General features: G+C 35.2%; 13 protein-coding genes. 10 read left to right on the plus strand and 3 right to left on the minus strand.

Going from position 1 to position 16,465, the window contains the following annotated elements:
* The 3 genes from arsA (at position 1) to BLQ56_RS20120 (ending at position 2,858) form a co-directional block, all read left to right on the plus strand.
* The gene (arsA, locus tag BLQ56_RS20110) at positions 1 to 1,770 is read left to right on the plus strand and encodes an arsenical pump-driving ATPase (RefSeq protein WP_090858827.1); all 1,770 of its coding nucleotides are present in this window, start codon (positions 1 to 3) and stop codon (positions 1,768 to 1,770) included.
* A 42-nt stretch (positions 1,771 to 1,812) separates the two neighbouring features.
* Positions 1,813 to 2,241 (plus strand): protein-tyrosine phosphatase family protein, encoded by a 429-nt coding sequence (locus tag BLQ56_RS20115; protein WP_090858831.1) that lies wholly within the window; start codon positions 1,813 to 1,815, stop codon positions 2,239 to 2,241.
* Between the two features lie 125 nt (positions 2,242 to 2,366).
* The gene (locus tag BLQ56_RS20120; RefSeq protein WP_090858833.1) at positions 2,367 to 2,858 is read left to right on the plus strand and encodes an arsinothricin resistance N-acetyltransferase ArsN1 family A; all 492 of its coding nucleotides are present in this window, start codon (positions 2,367 to 2,369) and stop codon (positions 2,856 to 2,858) included.
* 95 nt (positions 2,859 to 2,953) lie between these two features.
* On the opposite strand, the gene BLQ56_RS20125 is transcribed toward BLQ56_RS20120, so the two are convergent.
* Entirely contained in the window at positions 2,954 to 4,714 is a 1,761-nt protein-coding gene (locus tag BLQ56_RS20125; protein ID WP_090858836.1) for a methyl-accepting chemotaxis protein, read from the minus strand.
* A 289-nt stretch (positions 4,715 to 5,003) separates the two neighbouring features.
* On the opposite strand from BLQ56_RS20125, the gene BLQ56_RS20130 reads away from it, so the two are divergent.
* Entirely contained in the window at positions 5,004 to 5,639 is a 636-nt protein-coding gene (locus BLQ56_RS20130; RefSeq protein ID WP_090858839.1) for an FMN-dependent NADH-azoreductase, read from the plus strand.
* 55 nt (positions 5,640 to 5,694) lie between these two features.
* On the opposite strand, the gene BLQ56_RS20135 is transcribed toward BLQ56_RS20130, so the two are convergent.
* Positions 5,695 to 7,200 carry a flavin monoamine oxidase family protein gene (locus BLQ56_RS20135; RefSeq protein ID WP_090858842.1) on the minus strand — a complete coding sequence of 502 codons (1,506 nt, stop codon included), beginning with the start codon at positions 7,198 to 7,200 and terminating at the stop codon, positions 5,695 to 5,697.
* 203 nt (positions 7,201 to 7,403) lie between these two features.
* Between BLQ56_RS20135 and BLQ56_RS20140 the strand changes: the two genes are divergently transcribed.
* From BLQ56_RS20140 to BLQ56_RS20165, 6 genes are all read left to right on the plus strand, one after another.
* The gene (locus BLQ56_RS20140; protein ID WP_090858845.1) at positions 7,404 to 7,745 is read left to right on the plus strand and encodes a cupin domain-containing protein; all 342 of its coding nucleotides are present in this window, start codon (positions 7,404 to 7,406) and stop codon (positions 7,743 to 7,745) included.
* Positions 7,746 to 7,897: 152 nt separating this feature from the next.
* On the plus strand, positions 7,898 to 10,093 hold the full coding sequence (locus BLQ56_RS20145) for a bifunctional diguanylate cyclase/phosphodiesterase (protein WP_139163129.1): 2,196 nt from the start codon (positions 7,898 to 7,900) through the stop codon (positions 10,091 to 10,093).
* 302 nt (positions 10,094 to 10,395) lie between these two features.
* Complete coding sequence (locus BLQ56_RS20150; RefSeq protein ID WP_090858850.1) at positions 10,396 to 11,832, plus strand: nicotinate phosphoribosyltransferase; 1,437 nt, start codon at positions 10,396 to 10,398, stop codon at positions 11,830 to 11,832.
* Between the two features lie 23 nt (positions 11,833 to 11,855).
* Positions 11,856 to 12,674, plus strand: coding sequence for a histidinol-phosphatase (locus BLQ56_RS20155; protein ID WP_175490398.1), 819 nt, complete (start codon positions 11,856 to 11,858; stop codon positions 12,672 to 12,674).
* Between the two features lie 129 nt (positions 12,675 to 12,803).
* Positions 12,804 to 14,246: a SulP family inorganic anion transporter gene (locus BLQ56_RS20160; protein WP_090858853.1), complete on the plus strand. Its 1,443-nt coding sequence runs from the start codon at positions 12,804 to 12,806 to the stop codon at positions 14,244 to 14,246.
* A 14-nt stretch (positions 14,247 to 14,260) separates the two neighbouring features.
* Positions 14,261 to 14,680: a universal stress protein gene (locus BLQ56_RS20165; RefSeq protein ID WP_090858854.1), complete on the plus strand. Its 420-nt coding sequence runs from the start codon at positions 14,261 to 14,263 to the stop codon at positions 14,678 to 14,680.
* A 42-nt stretch (positions 14,681 to 14,722) separates the two neighbouring features.
* Here the strand turns inward: BLQ56_RS20165 and BLQ56_RS20170 are convergent, their stop codons facing one another.
* Complete coding sequence (locus tag BLQ56_RS20170; protein ID WP_090858856.1) at positions 14,723 to 16,381, minus strand: ribonuclease J; 1,659 nt, start codon at positions 16,379 to 16,381, stop codon at positions 14,723 to 14,725.
* Between the last annotated feature and the right edge of the window lie 84 nt (positions 16,382 to 16,465).

The raw sequence follows: 16,465 nt of genomic DNA on the forward strand, positions 1-16,465 counted from the left end.
ATGTTTCAATCTTTCAATCCTATAGATTCAATAAAGACTCCATTCATATTTTTAACAGGGAAGGGTGGAGTAGGAAAAACATCAACTGCTTGTGCAACGGCCGTAGCATTAGCTGACAGTGGAAAAAAAGTACTATTAATTAGTACTGATCCTGCTTCAAACCTCCAGGATGTGTTTGGAATTGAATTAACGAATGAACCAACATCAGTGCAAAGTGTAGAGAATTTATTTGCGAGTAATTTAGACCCTGAAACCTCTGCTAGAGTCTACCGTGAGAGTGTTGTCGGGCCTTATCGGGGGATCCTTCCTGATTCAGTTGTAGCTACAATGGAAGAACAATTATCTGGAGCCTGTACTGTTGAAATTGCTGCATTCGATGAATTTTCAGGTTTGTTAACTCATACTGAAATTCTCAACCAATATGACCACGTTATATTTGATACCGCACCAACCGGTCATACCTTAAGATTACTTCAACTTCCAACAGCATGGAATGGCTTCTTAGAAGAAAGCACCCATGGAGCATCATGTTTAGGTCCATTGTCAGGGTTAGCTGATAAAAAGGATCTTTACTCAAAGACGGTAGATGTACTTTCTAATGCGTCTAAAACGACATTAATACTTGTTACTAGACCTGATGTTTCATCACTCATAGAAGCAGACCGAGCATCAGGAGAGCTAAAAGAGATTGGTATAAAAAATCAATTACTCATTGTTAATGGTCTTCTACAGTCATATCTGGAGGAAGATGAAATATCAGGAGCATTTTATCACCGTCAGAGGAATGCATTGAAGGAAATCCCAGAAAATTTAAAACAGACAGTTATTTACTCCTTACCATTTGTTTCTTATTCATTAACAGGGGTAGAAAATTTGCGTTATTTATTTAAGCAATATTCCGTACCATCTTCTGACATGGTACATGAAAATGATATGATTTACCTCCCAAGATTAAGTGACTTAATCAACGACTTTTCTGCTACAGGTACGAAGCTTATTTTTACGATGGGAAAAGGCGGTGTTGGGAAAACAAGCGTCGCGTCTGCCATCGCAGTTGGATTGGTTGAAAAGGGGCACCGTGTTCATTTAACAACAACGGACCCTGCAGCACACTTAGATTATCAATTTCAAAGTGATCAGTTAAATAAGAATTTAACCATTAGTAGTATTAGTCCAAAGGAGGAAGTAGAAAATTATAAAGCAGATGTTATAGCTAACGCAGGAAAAGAGTTAGACGAAGAGGGGCTAGCTTATTTAGAGGAAGATTTAAACTCACCTTGTACCGAAGAAATTGCCGTTTTCAGAGCATTTGCAGATGTTGTGGCTAAGTCAGAGGATGAAATTGTGGTCATCGATACAGCACCAACAGGACATACGTTATTGCTACTAGACGCAGCACAATCTTATAGTAAAGAAATAGCTAGATCAACAGGGGAAGTGCCTGAAAGCGTAAAAAAACTACTTCCTCAAATTAAAAATCAGGAAGAAACCTCGGTTGTTATTGTGACACTAGCAGAAGCAACCCCGGTTCTTGAAGCTTCCCGATTACAAGAAGATTTAAGACGCGCAGACATCTTTCCGAAATGGTGGGTCATTAACCAAAGTTTGTATGCAACCAATACGAAAGATCCGGTCCTAAGTGGCAAAGCAAGATCTGAGCAACAATGGATTCAAGAAGTACATGAAAAATTAGCTGGGAATTGTGCTCTAATTCCATGGTTTGATGAGGAAAAGATAGGATATAGCAAGATAAAAGACTATATTAATTAATCGTTACTTGTTAAAAAGAATGACTCATTTGGAGGTATTTAAATGACAGAAAAGAATTACCATGAACTTATAAAAGATCGAATTTTTATCGGTGGAGCAAATGATGTTAAGGAAATGATGCAAAATGAAAAAGTAGATATTATCTATGACCTAAGGGCTGAATCATCAAACGAAGCCTTGGATTATAATCGAGTACATAGCCCAATCGTTGATGACGCAGATCAGCAGGATGAGTCAGTACAAGAATCAATTAATCATGTTGTAAATGCTTATAATGAAGGGAAGAATGTATACTTTCATTGTCAAGGGGGGAGTAACCGTACAGGGACAGTTGCCATTGGAACATTGATATCACTAGGAAAAGCAAAAAACATTGAACAAGCTGAAGAAATGGCTAAAGCGGCTCGACCTAAGATCAATATAAAACCAGAGATGAAGGAAACGTTAAAAAAAATTTTTCCCAATGCTTAAAAAAACTTAATAATAGATGTAAAAGTAAATACCTCATTCAATTTTTTGGATGAGGTATTTTAAGATAATAATCCTTAGAGAATTGATCAATGATAATTTCTTATGAGAGGAAGAGTAGAGTATAGATGGATGTTATAATTCGTGAAGCAGTACAAGACGATATTGCTTCCATTCAAAAGATTTATAATCAAGGAATTGAAGATCGGATTGCGACCTTGGAAACCGAATTGAAGGATTCTGCATTTATGCAAGACTGGTTTGACAAACATCAGGGAAGATATCAAGTAATCATTATAGAGTACAACAATAGAATCCTCGGGTGGGCCTCCTTGAATGTCTATAATCCACGTGAAGCGTACAAAGGTGTGGCTGATTTATCAATATATATCGATCGTGATTATAGGGGGAAAGGACTTGGTGGAAAACTAATTGATGTGATTGAAGGGATTGCTGTCAAAAACCTATTTCATAAAATTGTTTTATCAACCTTTAATTTTAATAAAGTCGGCCAAGCACTCTATCGGAAAAAAGGGTATAGAGAAGTAGGGGTTTTTAAGAATCAAGGTATATTAGATGATAAATTCGTTGATGTGATGGTTATGGAAAAACTACTATAGCTTCAAAAGAGTTAATTAAGCAACAAAGAGGCTGTCCTTCGCAAGTGCCAGGCACTTAGGGGACAGCCTCTTTGGTAAATCGGGTAAAGAATTTATTATTTTGTAGAAAACTGCTCACTGATTTGTTGGAGTTGTTCACTCAATATATTTAAGCTCTCAGCAGAAGTTGCAATGGTACCGATAACTCCTCTTTGTTCTTCGACAGAAGCAAGCACTTCCTCAGAAGAGGCTGCTGTTTCCTCTGAAATGGCAGAGATATTTTGTACAGAATCTATGATTTCTTTACTATATTCTGTCACTTGGTCTGTTTCGGTTGTTAGTAGCTCAATTGCTTTTATAATCCTAGTGATTGAATCTGAAATTTGATTAAACTGATCTTCAGTTTCAAGTACAGCTTTGTTAAGATTTGAGGATATTTCTGTTGTATTATACATGGCTAGTACGGTATTTTCCGTCTCAACTTCAACTCTCTGTATCGTTGATTGAATCTCTCTTGTTGAACGGTTTGTTTCCTCTGCTAATTTACGCACTTCGTCTGCAACTACTGCAAAACCTCTGCCATATTCCCCGGCTCTTGCTGCCTCAATGCTTGCATTAAGGGCTAATAGATTGGTTTGTTTCGCTATGTTATCAATGGTTGTTATAACAGTAGCGATATCCTTGATACTATTATATAAGTTAGTAATACCAACACTAATTTGGTCATTCGCTTTAATAGATTCTTTATTTGACTCTTGTAAAAAAGTTACCTTCTCCTTGCCTAGGTGGATCGCGCTAGAAGAATGAGTAGTTAATGTAACCATTTCTTTATTTTGTTCGTTCATTTTATCAATTGCAACCACTAATTCTTCGGTTTTATGACTTGTTTGCTCTATATCAGATGCCTGTGAAACTGAACCTTTTGTAATTTCGCTCATCGCACGACCAACCTCTTCACTGGTTGCACTTGTTTGCTCAGATAATGCTGAAAGCTCTAATGCAGATTGAGAAACTTTTGAACTCATATCCTGCATATTTTCAATAATGTGTTTTAACTTATAAATCATTTGATTAAACGTTCTAGCTAATTGACCAACTTCATCTTTTGATTCTGGCAAATTGCGATTTAATAATTTCCCTTCAGAAATTTCAAGAGCAGCTTCTGTAACTGCCTCTAATACCTTGAATTTCTTTTTTGTGCCAAAATAAAAGACAACTAAGCCAAGAAGTGTGATCGTGAGTGAAGTAATAATAATCATAAGCTGTAATTTATTTAAGGATTCGTAAAATTCCTCTTCATAAGCGCCAACCCCTACATTCCAGTCCCATGGTTCAAAATATGACATATATACAATCTTATTTCTTTCATTGGTTTCACCAGTATTTGCCCATCCATACTCATAGTATCTGTCTTCTGGTTGAGCCGCTTTTGCAGCTTTAACAAGTTCCTGAATGACAAATTCTCCGCTAGAATTTTGGGTATCGGTCTTATTTTCACCAATGGGCATGAAAGGGTGAAGTTGTGCCCCATGATTCGAATCAAAAGCCATTGTGTACCCATCTTCTTTATATAAAAATGAGGATTTACTGAAATCTCGAGTAGTGATTCCTTCGGATGTCACAGGAGGACCTACTAGAATATTTCGTGCTTCTTCCTGAGCATCTTCAAGTGAGAGCAATCCATTCTCCACATTAGAATTTAATAACTCTAATGTGGATATCGAGTTATGAACGATATGTTGTAAATCAAGTTTTCCGCTCTCTACTAGTTCTGCTTTTGCAAAAGCATAGCTTATGAAACCGAGTGTACTTGTAGAAAATAAAATTAAGACAGTGATGAAAATTAACATTTTAGTTGAGATTTTATTTAGTGACAAAGCAAATCCTCCTCAGGGTTATGAATGCTATCAATTTATATATCGGTCTATTCAATAAAAAGTTAAGCGTTTTCTTTTTTATTTATTTGAATAAACTATAAATTGAAATTTTTTAGGAATATATGCCAGAAAATAATAAAAAATAGAGTACATACTATTACTCATTCTAGGTTTAAGAAGTTTGTCTTACTATTTTTTGAAATTATTTTTTTCAAGAAAGGTATATTATTTTAATGCTAACAAAAACTATACTGTCCAAAAAAGAAAGTTGAGAGAGGAAGGGATTTACTTGACAAAGGTACTATATATTACTGCTCATCCACATGATGATACTCAATCTTATAGCATGGCAGTAGGAAAAGCGTTTAAAGACACATATGAGGAAGTTAACCCTAATGATGAAATCGTACACCTTGATTTATATCGTGAAGATATTCCTCAAATTGATGTTGATGTCTTTAGTGGATGGGGAAAACTTCAAACTGGGAAGGGCTTTGATGAACTATCTACCGAAGAAAAAGCGAAAGTTGGTCGTTTATCAGAGCTTTGTGAACAATTTATTAGCGCAGATAAGTATGTATTCGTTACTCCACTGTGGAACTTCTCATTTCCACCTGTAATGAAAGCCTATGTGGATGCTGTATCAGTTGCAGGAAAAACATTCAAATACACTGAAAATGGTCCAGTTGGTTTATTGAATGATAAAAAAGCTCTACATATCCAAGCGCGCGGGGGAATTTATTCCGAAGGACCTGCTGCTGAAATGGAAATGGGGCATCGTTATTTAAGTATTATGATGCAATTTTATGGTGTTCCTTCATTTGAAGGTCTTTTTGTAGAAGGACATGCTGCAATGCCTGACAAAGCAAAAGAAATCAAAGAAAATGCAATTGCTCGAGCTAAGGATTTCGCGCATAACTTTTAAAATAGACAAAAGACGTTGAGCTGATTCTCAACGTCTTTTTATGTACCCTTGATGATTATTTAATAATGTTTTCAATAATTTCGTTAGCAGCTCGGATACCGCTTTCAACTGCTCCGTTCATGTAACTCGCGTATTTTATTGAGGTATGTTCACCAGCGAAGTGGCAATGGCCTTCCTTTTCCTGTGGTACACTCATGAATTTTGTGAATTGACCCACTTTACGATAAGAATAAGATCCTCTAGTCCACTCATTATCCTTCCATTTATCAATTGTAAACCTCCCATTAAATGAGTCACTACTACCTGGAAAAGTACTTTCTAATTTATGAATCAAGGTTTGGTAATGGTTAATCACCCCATCCTTATTTAAAAACTGGTCTACTGAATTCCCACCTAATAGCTGAAATAAAATACCGCTTGTTCCTACCTGTTCTCTTGAACTCTCATAGGTACATTGAAAGCTATTCTGATTGGAAAATATTGTCCCATTACAATTGTATAATTTCCAGAATCTGTTTTTAAATTGATAATGTAACTTTGCGTTATTTCCCATTCCAAGTTCTTGAATAGCCTTATCCTTTAATGGTCTAAATCCAGCCTTGCTATAATCAACATGGCGAAGAATGGAAAAAGGAATGGCAATGATGACTATGTCAGTGTTTATCTCTTTTACAGACGAACCTATATTAAAAGTCAATGTGTAGCTATGATTGTCATTCTGTTTAATTTCGGTAAGTTGATGATTAAGGTGTAATTGATTGCTTAAGGTATGAGACAGTTTAGTAACAATAAGGTCATTTCCTCCATGAACTCGATATCTCTGGTCTGCTAATCCGTGAAGATTAAATTCGTTCCCGTTAAGAGAGCCTAAAAGAGTTGCTAAGTTTAAAGCACTTTGTTCAGAGCATTCAGCTCCATTTTCAATTGTATAAGCAACATTGAGAAGTTGTCCTAGCTTAGATTCTAATCCTCCTGGGATGTTAGTAGAAATCCAATCAGAAATTGACATATTATCAATAATCCTATTTTGTTTTGAGAAATCAAAAGGAGAATTTGCAAAGTCTCTTCTAATGCTTTGACTAATTTTGAAGAAATCTTGGCTTGCTTCTTCTTGGCTATACAAGGAGTGGTTAATAAGAAATAATGGAGTACTAGCTTCTTGATCTTCAATTAAATCAACTAATGACAGATTCAGTTCTTCTATAAGCTTAATGATGGAAGTGTGACTTGAACTTATAAATTCACCACCACGTTCTATATGTTGATTCTCATCAAATTGATTACGCTCTGTCAAACATCTTCCACCCGTACGCTCACTTGCTTCATATATTTCTGCATGTATTCCCCTTTTGTATAGATGGTAAGCACTTGTTAATCCTGCTAATCCTCCTCCAATGATACTAATCCGTGGAATGTTTTTGTTATTAACAAGAGAGGGAGTCTGTTCAGTTACTTTTATTTGATGAGGGGATGATTTGACGTTATAAACTAACTTATTTTCTAAAATATCCTTTTTGCCAAGGAAGTGATTAAGCTCTTCCAACATATGAGAATGTACCAATAGTCAATACCTGCCTTTATCTCTAACAATGTAAACATCCTCCATTATTATGATGTAATTCACCCTGATTTAAACAAGCTTATTTTCTCTACTAAAAAGAAGTGTGATGTGTCTCACAACACCTTCCCTTTAGAATGTTAAGATAAGGAATGTAAACAGGTTATCTTAAACATAAGTCTTAATAAAAGGGCAGGAGATAGATCATGAAAAAAGTATTAATTGATGAGTTTATAGAATTTAATGAAGAAAGATTTACAAAACGAGTGATTTTTAAAGAAGATGAAAGTACGGTCTTTGTGTTGAATTTCAAGCAGGGTCAAACTTTACCTACTCATAAACATCTTGGAACAAATGTATATCTATTGGTACTTGATGGAGAGGGTTCATTAATAATCAATGGAGAAAAACATACGATTAAGAAAAATGAATCAATACTATGTAATGGAGAAGATGAATTTGCTTTTGAAAATGATGGACCTTCTAATGTGAGTCTATATGTTATGCTAAATAAAATACCTGATAAGAGATACTCAGAAGACATATAAAAAATGTACCTATGGAATATTCCAGTTCTTCAAAATGGAAAATCCATAGGTTTTTTTATTTCTGCTACCTTCTAGTTAAAAAGTAACGTATCTTTGCCGATATATCTTATATAAACCTTTTGAAGTTTAATAATAGGAAGTTTGGTGTGCTTTTGAGACCTAATACAAATACAAATTCTCTATTTAATATATATAAATCTCTTTTTGATAATAATACTGATCCATGTTATGCGATGGATTTAGAAGGTACCTTCTTATTGTTTAATCAATCCGCAGTGGACATGAGCGGGTATACGAGTGAAGAAGCAACTAAGATGTCCTTTGTGTCGATTATAGATGATGAATATGTAGATACAAGTATGAACTATTTCAATAAAGTATTAGCGGGTAATCGGGTTAAATTTGAAATGGCCATGAGGCATAAAAATGGTAAAAAGATTGAGTTGTCTGTAACATCTGTGCCTTTATTTGATCATGAAGGACAAATATGTGGAATTGTTGGGATGGCAAAAGAGATCACCGAACAGAAAAAACTAGAAACACTTTTAGCGGGTCAAAACCAAGTTCTTGAAATGATCGCAAAAGGTTCTAAGTTCACTGATGTATTAGCTAGTATTATTTTTCTAATCGAGAGTGTGTCTGAAGAATCATTATGTTCAATACTTCTTGTCGATAAAACTGGTGAAAGGCTAGTTCACGGATCATCACCAAATTTACCCGATAAATATAGTACCTATATAAACGGTATTTATATAGGTCCAAATGCTGGGTCATGTGGAGTAGCTGCACATTCCAAGAGGACGGTTATCGTTTCTGACATTGCTACTGATCCACTTTGGAGTGACTATAAGGAGATCGCTCTTCAATATGGACTAAGAGCTTCATGGTCTTCTCCAGTTTTTGATAATCAACAGGAAGTACTAGGTGTTTTTGCCATGTATTATAAGTATCCAAGTGTTCCTACTGAAAGAGATAAAGAACTAATCAATGAAGCCACACATCTAACTAGTTTAGCTATTCAACACTACAAAGCAGAAGAAACAATTAACTATATGGCATTCCATGATGACCTAACAAACTTACCAAATAGAAGACTATTTAGTGAGAAAGTAAAAGAGGCCATTAGTCGTCATAAAGACGGTAACGGACGTATGTTAGCCTTAATGTATCTAGATTTAGATCGGTTTAAGTTAATTAATGATTCACTTGGACATAATGTCGGTGATGCGTTATTAAAAGAAGTGGCTTATAGAGTAAGAAAATGTTTACGTGATACTGATATTGTATCAAGGCAAGCTGGGGATGAATTTACAATTTTATTACAAGATATATTAAAAATAGAAGTAAGTTCTATCGCTCAACATATTATTGAATCATTAGCCAAACCCTTTATGGTAAAAGGTCATGAGATTTTTATTACCCCGAGCATTGGAATTAGCTTTTATCCTGTGGATGGGGGAGATGTGGATGATCTTATTACGAAAGCTGATATTGCCATGTATCAAGCAAAAAAAGAGGGTAGAAATACTTATCAGTTTTATGATGTGAAACTCGATAAGAAAACTTTTGAAAGGCTAGAAATAGAAAATGAGCTTAGAAAGGCTATAGATAGAGACGAATTTTCACTTCACTATCAACCTATCTTAAATCTTTGTAAGAATCAGGTAACTGGTGTAGAAGCATTGATACGCTGGAATAACGAAAAATTGGGAACAGTTTCTCCTGCGCAGTTTATTCCAATTGCTGAAGAAACTGGGATGATTATTACAATTGGAGAGTGGATTTTCTCTACCGCGTGTAAACAATTAAAAAAGTGGGAAAACGAAGGATTTGCACTATCAATATCAGTTAATATTTCTATTCGCCAATTCTATCAGCCTAATCTCATTCCAATGATTGAGAGTATTCTAAAAGAGACCAATGTTAGCCCAGAGTACTTAACAATAGAAATCACTGAAAGTATGACAATGGACGTTGAGACTGCAACGAACATCTTACAAGATCTGAAGGAACTTGGTGTAAATATTTCGATTGATGACTTTGGGACAGGATATAGTTCTTTAAGTTATTTAAAATCTTTCCCTATCGATTATTTAAAAATTGATCAATCCTTTATTCGTGATATAACAAAAAGTAAGGGTGATGAAAGCATCGCAACAACGATTCTCCTTATGGCACATAATTTAGGGTTAAAAGTCATTGCAGAAGGTGTAGAAACAAAAGGTCAGCTTGAAATGTTGAAGAAACATCGATGTGATGAGGCACAAGGATATCTATTTAGCAAACCATTGCCAGTGGAGGAGTTAGAACAATTTGATAAATTTAAAGAAACTAAAACCACCACATAATAAATTAACTTGTGGTGGTTTTTACGTTTATGTAAAGAAAGATTGCGTATATAAGGGTTTATGTGTTAATTAACTATGACAATTGCTTTATTTAGTACCGACTAAAGGATAATTGTGGTAAAATTTTCTTATTGATGTACCGTCAAGAATGATAAGTGGATTGTTGAATACGGTAAGGAATTAAAGTGTATGATAGAAAAACTAACTTTTAATCCTATAAAAAGAATCTTTATAGGTTTTTTTATTTTTAGGAAAAACTACTATAATAAAATTTAAAACTAGGAAATGAGGAGGGCTGAGATATGGAGCTTCAAAATCTCACTTTACATACTGACAAGTATCAAATAAATATGATATATGCACATTGGAAGATGAATCGTCACAATAATATACGTGTTTTTGATGCTTATTTTCGAAAGAATCCTTTTCATAATGGATATTCTGTGTTTGCTGGTCTTGAGAGAATCATCCATTATATTAATTCACTACGGTTTTCAGAGGATGATATTGAGTATCTAAAGACTCAACCAGAAAATTATGATGAAGGGTTTCTTGATGAATTAAGAAATTTAAAATTTACAGGTACACTTTATTCAGTTATGGAAGGTGCAATCATTTTTCCAAATGAACCAATCATTAGGGTGGAGGCAAGAATTTTTGAAGCTCAATTAATTGAAACGGCTTTACTAAACTTCATGAATTACCAGACGCTAATTGCCACAAAAGCATCAAGAATAAAGCAAGTTGCCCCTGATGATCTTTTCTTTGAATTTGGAACAAGAAGAGCACAGGAAGCTGATGCTGCAATATGGGGTTCAAGAGCTGCTTATATTGCTGGATTTGACGGAACTAGTAACATGGAATCAGGAAAACGTTTTGGGATACCATCAATAGGAACACATGCTCATTCCTGGGTGATGGATTTTGAAAGTGAGATTGAAGCGTTTAGAGCATATGCCGATGTGTTTCCCGATAAGACCGTACTTCTAGTGGATACATACGATACACTAAAGTCAGGGATTCCTAATGCCATTAAAGTAGGGCAGGAATTAGAAGCAAAAGGTTATAAGTTAAAGGGAATCCGCTTAGATAGCGGTGATCTCTCCTATTTTTCAAAGAAAGCTAGGAAGATGTTAGATCAAGCTGGTCTAGATTATGTGTCAATCATTGCAAGTAATGACCTAGATGAAAATGTTATTTTAGATTTGAAATTCCAGGGGGCTAAAATTGACTCTTGGGGAGTTGGAACTCAATTAATTACTGCAGCTGATAATCCTTCACTTGGAGGGGTTTATAAGCTAGTCGCTAGGAAAGAAAAAGAACGCTATGAACCAGTAATTAAGATTTCAGGAAACCCTGAAAAGGTTACAACACCCGGACTTAAAACAGTCTATCGAATCATTAATAAACAAACTAATAAGGCGATAGGGGACTATATAGCTTTCGTAGATGAGGATGTAAAAAATGCGAAGCAACTAAATATGTTTAATCCGATTCATACTTATATACAAAAGACGGTTAAGGAGTTTGACGCTGTAGAAATATTAAAGCCCATTTTCCAAGATGGGAAGCAAGTATACGATTTACCAACTTTAAAGGAAATACGTACATATCATAATGAGCAGCTTAGTTTATTTTGGGAAGAATATTTAAGAAAACTAAACCCAGAGCATTATTCTGTGGTATTAAGTGAAAGTGTATGGAAAGTTAAGACAGATTTAATGGCTTCTAAAAGTTAACATTTGAGAGGAAGGGAGACGTAATGGGAAAAACTATAAAGTTTGATCTACATACTCATAACGAACTATGTGGTCATGCAACTGGTACAATTGAAGACTATGTTCTACAAGCGATTGAATATGGGTTAGATTATATTGGAATATCAGATCATTCACCCTATTTTTTTAGTGAGGAAGACCAGCCATATCCTGGCATCACCATGGCTAAAAGTGAATTCGTTCCCTATATTAATGAAGTCCTTCGATTAAAGAATAAATATAAAGATAAGATTCATGTTCTATTAGGGATTGAAAGTGATTTCTACCCTCACTATATTGATATCTATAGAGAACAATTAATCCGCTATCCTTTTGATTACATTATAGGGTCTGTCCATTATGTAATGGAAGTTAGCATCTTTAAAAAAGGGCGCTGGGAGGGTCTCTCTTCAAGTGAACAGGTCCAAGTGAAGGAAACATACTATGATTTAATTCAACAATCAGCCCAAAGTGGTGTCTTCCAAATACTAGGTCATATCGACGCGATGAAGGGGTTTTATCCTGAATTCTCTCAGATCCAGACAGATGTTGTAGATAAAACCTTGAAAATTATAGCAGATGCAGACATTGCGATTGAAATCAATACATCTGGTAAAACGAAGGATTGTGGTGGTTGGTATCCTTCAGATGATATTCTAGAACGAGCACTATTCCACGATGTTAAAGTAACATTTGGATCTGATGCCCACACAACTGAACGTATTGCTGATGAATTTGATTTAGTAAAAAAGAGATTAAAAGAAATTGGCTTTAGAGAATGGGCCTATTTTGTTGAGAAAAAAAGAAAGATGACAGCCCTTTAAGTAGAAGAGAAGTAACGACTACACTATTTTCGATGTGGTTGTTATTTCTTTTTTGTGTTTGGCAATCTTATTGTTTTCGCTAACTTGGGGATATTAATCATAATGATTAATCGTGTTAGGAGAGATACAATGGATTGGAAACAAGCTTGGTTTGGAAATGTAAGAGGTGATTTATTAGCAGGGTTAGTAGTTGCTTTAGCACTAATCCCCGAAGCAATAGCCTTTTCGATTATTGCTGGAGTTGATCCAATGGTTGGCTTATATGCATCATTTGTAATTGCGGTTGTCATTGCATTTGTTGGTGGAAGACCAGGGATGATTTCTGCTGCTACAGGAGCGATGGCATTGTTAATGATTGATTTAGTCTCTCAATATGGTCTTGAATATTTATTAGCTGCGACCATTCTAACAGGCATTTTGCAAATCATTTTCGGTATCGTAAAATTAGCAAAATATATGAAGTTTATTCCTCGGTCAGTAATGGTTGGATTTGTAAATGCGTTAGCTATTTTAATATTCACCTCACAATTTCAACACTTTATAGGAGAAGGAATTGAGATGTATGCAATGGTAATAGGAGCATTGCTTATTATTTATCTTCTGCCTTATATTACAAAGGTCGTTCCTTCACCTCTAATAGCAATTGTTGTCATTACTCTATTCGCAATAATGACAGAAAGTAATGTGAGAACAGTTGGAGATATGGGGGCCTTAACAAGTGAATTCCCTTCATTTATCATTCCATCTGTACCAGTGAATTTTGAAACACTCTCAATCATATTTCCTTATTCAATAGGTTTAGCAATAGTAGGTTTAGTGGAATCCTTATTAACAGCAACCATTGTAGATGATTTAACAGATACTCCAAGTGACAAAAATGTGGAATCAAGAGGCCAGGGAATAGCGAATATTGCTGCAGGTTTTTTTGGTGGTATGGCAGGGTGTGCTATGATTGGACAATCTGTGATCAATGTAAAGTCAGGTGGTCGTGGCCGACTGTCGGCTTTTGTAGCAGGAGTGGTTCTTATTTTATTAATCGTTTTCTTAGGAGATCTCGTTGCTCAAGTACCTATGGCTGCTTTAGTAGGAGTTATGTTCATGGTGGCGATTGGGACCTTTGATTGGAATTCTGTTCGTACATTAAGAATTATACCCGTCACGGATACTATAGTAATGGTTGTAACTGTTGTAACCGTTATACTTACACATGACTTAGCGATTGGTGTTTTAACTGGGGTCCTACTAAGCGCAGTTTTCTTCGTTTCAAAAATTTCAAAAGTGAATGTGAAAAAAGTAAACAAAGGGAATCAGGTTATTTATGAATTTAAAGGTGAACTCTTTTTTGCCTCGGTATCAGAGGTTATTCAAACATTTGATTATGAAGTTGGAAATGTTCAACACGTCATTTTGGATTTAAGCGATTCCCATCTTTGGGATGATTCAGCTGTAGCAGCAATCGATAAAATCGTTTATAAATTCGAAGAAAGAGGAAAAAATGTTAAAATACTCGGTTTGAATAAATCAAGTTCAGAACTGATTGAGAAGTTGAGTAGAAAATTAAGTACCCATTAAAGGGGAGGTAAACAATGTTTAAAAAAATCTTGTTAGCTTGGGATGGCTCTGAGCATTCGGTTAGAGCTGCAAAAAAAGCAATTGAGATTGCTACGTGTACAGAAGGGTCTCATGTTGTTGTTGTCTATGTAAAAGATACTGATAAATCAAAATCAGAAGTACTCCAGAACTGGAATAGTATCGATATCTCAAGTCCAAAAGAAGAGAAAATAAAGCAGATTGATAAAATGGCAAAAGAATCAAATATCCGATATGAGGTTGAAACACTAACTGGTGATCCCGGTATAGCGATTGTTGAGTATGCGAATAAGCATCAATTTGATGTGGTCGTAGTGGGGAGCAGAGGACTAAATACACTCCAGGAAATGGTATTAGGAAGTGTCAGTCATAAAGTGGCAAAACGTGCTAATTGCCCAGTCATGATTATAAAATGAAAAAAGGAAGGGATTAGATCCGCTTCCTTTTTTCAAGTCAGTCTATTTCAAGTCGATAATTCTTGTAATAATGAGTGGGTTTCTTTTTATTTGTTCGTAAATAAACCCTGAAAGTGCTTCTCTGATCTTCTTCTCAAGCTCGAATTTGCCTAGTGGTGCTTGTACTAAAGAAGTAACTAATGTTTGAATGTCATCCATTAATTGTTCAGACTGTCTTACATAAACAAATCCTCTAGAAATAATTTGTGGCTTACCGAAAGCTACTTTATCTTTTCGTAATAGAAAGACGGATATCATTCCATGTTCAGCCAGTATTTTTCGTTCGTTTAGCACACTTCTACCGATATCTCCAACACCATGACCATCAATATATACTGGGTTTGCTGGAACTTTTCCAGTCACTGCAGCCACATCGTTTCCTTCAGTAATGCTTAAGACATCCCCATTATCAATGATATAAGTATTCTGTTCAGGTACCCCACATTGAATTGCCAGTGTTCGATGCATTTTTTGCATTCTAAATTCACCATGAATAGGAACAAAAAACTTTGGCTTCATTAGCGTAATCATTAGCTTTAACTCTTCTTGTGCACCATGACCTGATGTATGAATATCATTTAATTTATGATGAATCACATCTGCTCCGGCTCTTGCTAAAAGATTAATAACTCGATTTACACTCAATCCATTACCAGGAATTGGGGATGAAGAAAATACCACTGTATCTCCAGGAATAATATGAATGTGACGATGTCTTCCAGAGGCAATTCTTGATAATGCAGCAAAAGGCTCTCCTTGGCTTCCTGTACAAAGAATTGTGACTTCGTGTGAAGGTAGGCTACGAAGCTCGAATTCAGATATAAATGTAGAATCAGGTGCATCAATATATCCGAGTTCTCTACCGAGTGTAATAGCTCTTTCCATACTTCTTCCAGCAATAAATACTTTACGATTTGTAAGAACAGAAGCATTTATAACTTGCTGCAGTCTGTAAACATTTGAAGCAAACGTTGCAAAAATAATTCGACCTTCTTGTTTTTTAACTACATCAATAATTGTATTGCCAATATGCTTTTCAGATAAAGAGATTCCGGGAACTTCACTGTTCGTGCTATCAGATAATAAGCAGAGAACACCATTACGACCAATCTCTCCCATTCGAATTAAGTCTGGAGCAGGCCCTATAGGTGTGAAATCAAATTTGAAATCTCCTGTATGAACAACATTTCCCATGGAGGTATTCACGACAATTCCAAAGGAATCTGGAATACTATGGGTTGTCCGGAAAAATGATACTTCCATGCTTGAAAATGTAATTGTATCTTCTTCAGTGATTTCATAAAGGGTTGCTTCTCTTAGAAGACGATGTTCCTCTAGTTTACTTCGGATAAAACCAAGTGCTAATTTCCCAGCATAGATTGGGATTTGTAGTTCCTTAAGAAGAAATGGAATACCACCAATATGATCTTCATGACCATGTGTGATAAATAACCCTTTAATCTTGTGTGCGTTTTCTACTAAGTAGCTGTAATTTGGAATGATATAATCAATTCCAAATAACTCACTGTCAGGGAATTTAATCCCAGAATCAATGATAACGATTTCTTTATCATCCTCAATTACGTACATATTCTTTCCGATCTCACCTAAACCACCTAAAGGAATAATCTTGATTTCTTGTTTTTTGTCTGTATTAACCATAAAGCCTCCTGGTGCTAATTATTTTCTATATTATATTTTTAAATCTATAATAGACGTTTTTAACATGAACTTTTCCGTTTCCGT

The sequence above is a fragment of the Litchfieldia salsa genome (assembly GCF_900104555.1).
Taxonomy (GTDB): domain Bacteria; phylum Bacillota; class Bacilli; order Bacillales; family Bacillaceae_L; genus Litchfieldia; species Litchfieldia salsa.

What these genes read in the sequence shown, in the direction of transcription:
- arsA (WP_090858827.1), top strand. Translation starts at nt 1, where the DNA reads ATGTTTCAATCTTTCAATCCTATAGATTCAATAAAGACTCCATTCATA.
- BLQ56_RS20115 (WP_090858831.1), top strand. Translation starts at nt 1,813, where the DNA reads ATGACAGAAAAGAATTACCATGAACTTATAAAAGATCGAATTTTTATC.
- BLQ56_RS20120 (WP_090858833.1), top strand. Translation starts at nt 2,367, where the DNA reads ATGGATGTTATAATTCGTGAAGCAGTACAAGACGATATTGCTTCCATT.
- BLQ56_RS20140 (WP_090858845.1), top strand. Translation starts at nt 7,404, where the DNA reads ATGAAAAAAGTATTAATTGATGAGTTTATAGAATTTAATGAAGAAAGA.
- BLQ56_RS20150 (WP_090858850.1), top strand. Translation starts at nt 10,396, where the DNA reads ATGGAGCTTCAAAATCTCACTTTACATACTGACAAGTATCAAATAAAT.
- BLQ56_RS20155 (WP_175490398.1), top strand. Translation starts at nt 11,856, where the DNA reads ATGGGAAAAACTATAAAGTTTGATCTACATACTCATAACGAACTATGT.
- BLQ56_RS20160 (WP_090858853.1), top strand. Translation starts at nt 12,804, where the DNA reads ATGGATTGGAAACAAGCTTGGTTTGGAAATGTAAGAGGTGATTTATTA.
- BLQ56_RS20165 (WP_090858854.1), top strand. Translation starts at nt 14,261, where the DNA reads ATGTTTAAAAAAATCTTGTTAGCTTGGGATGGCTCTGAGCATTCGGTT.
- BLQ56_RS20170 (WP_090858856.1), bottom strand. Translation starts at nt 16,381, where the DNA reads ATGGTTAATACAGACAAAAAACAAGAAATCAAGATTATTCCTTTAGGT.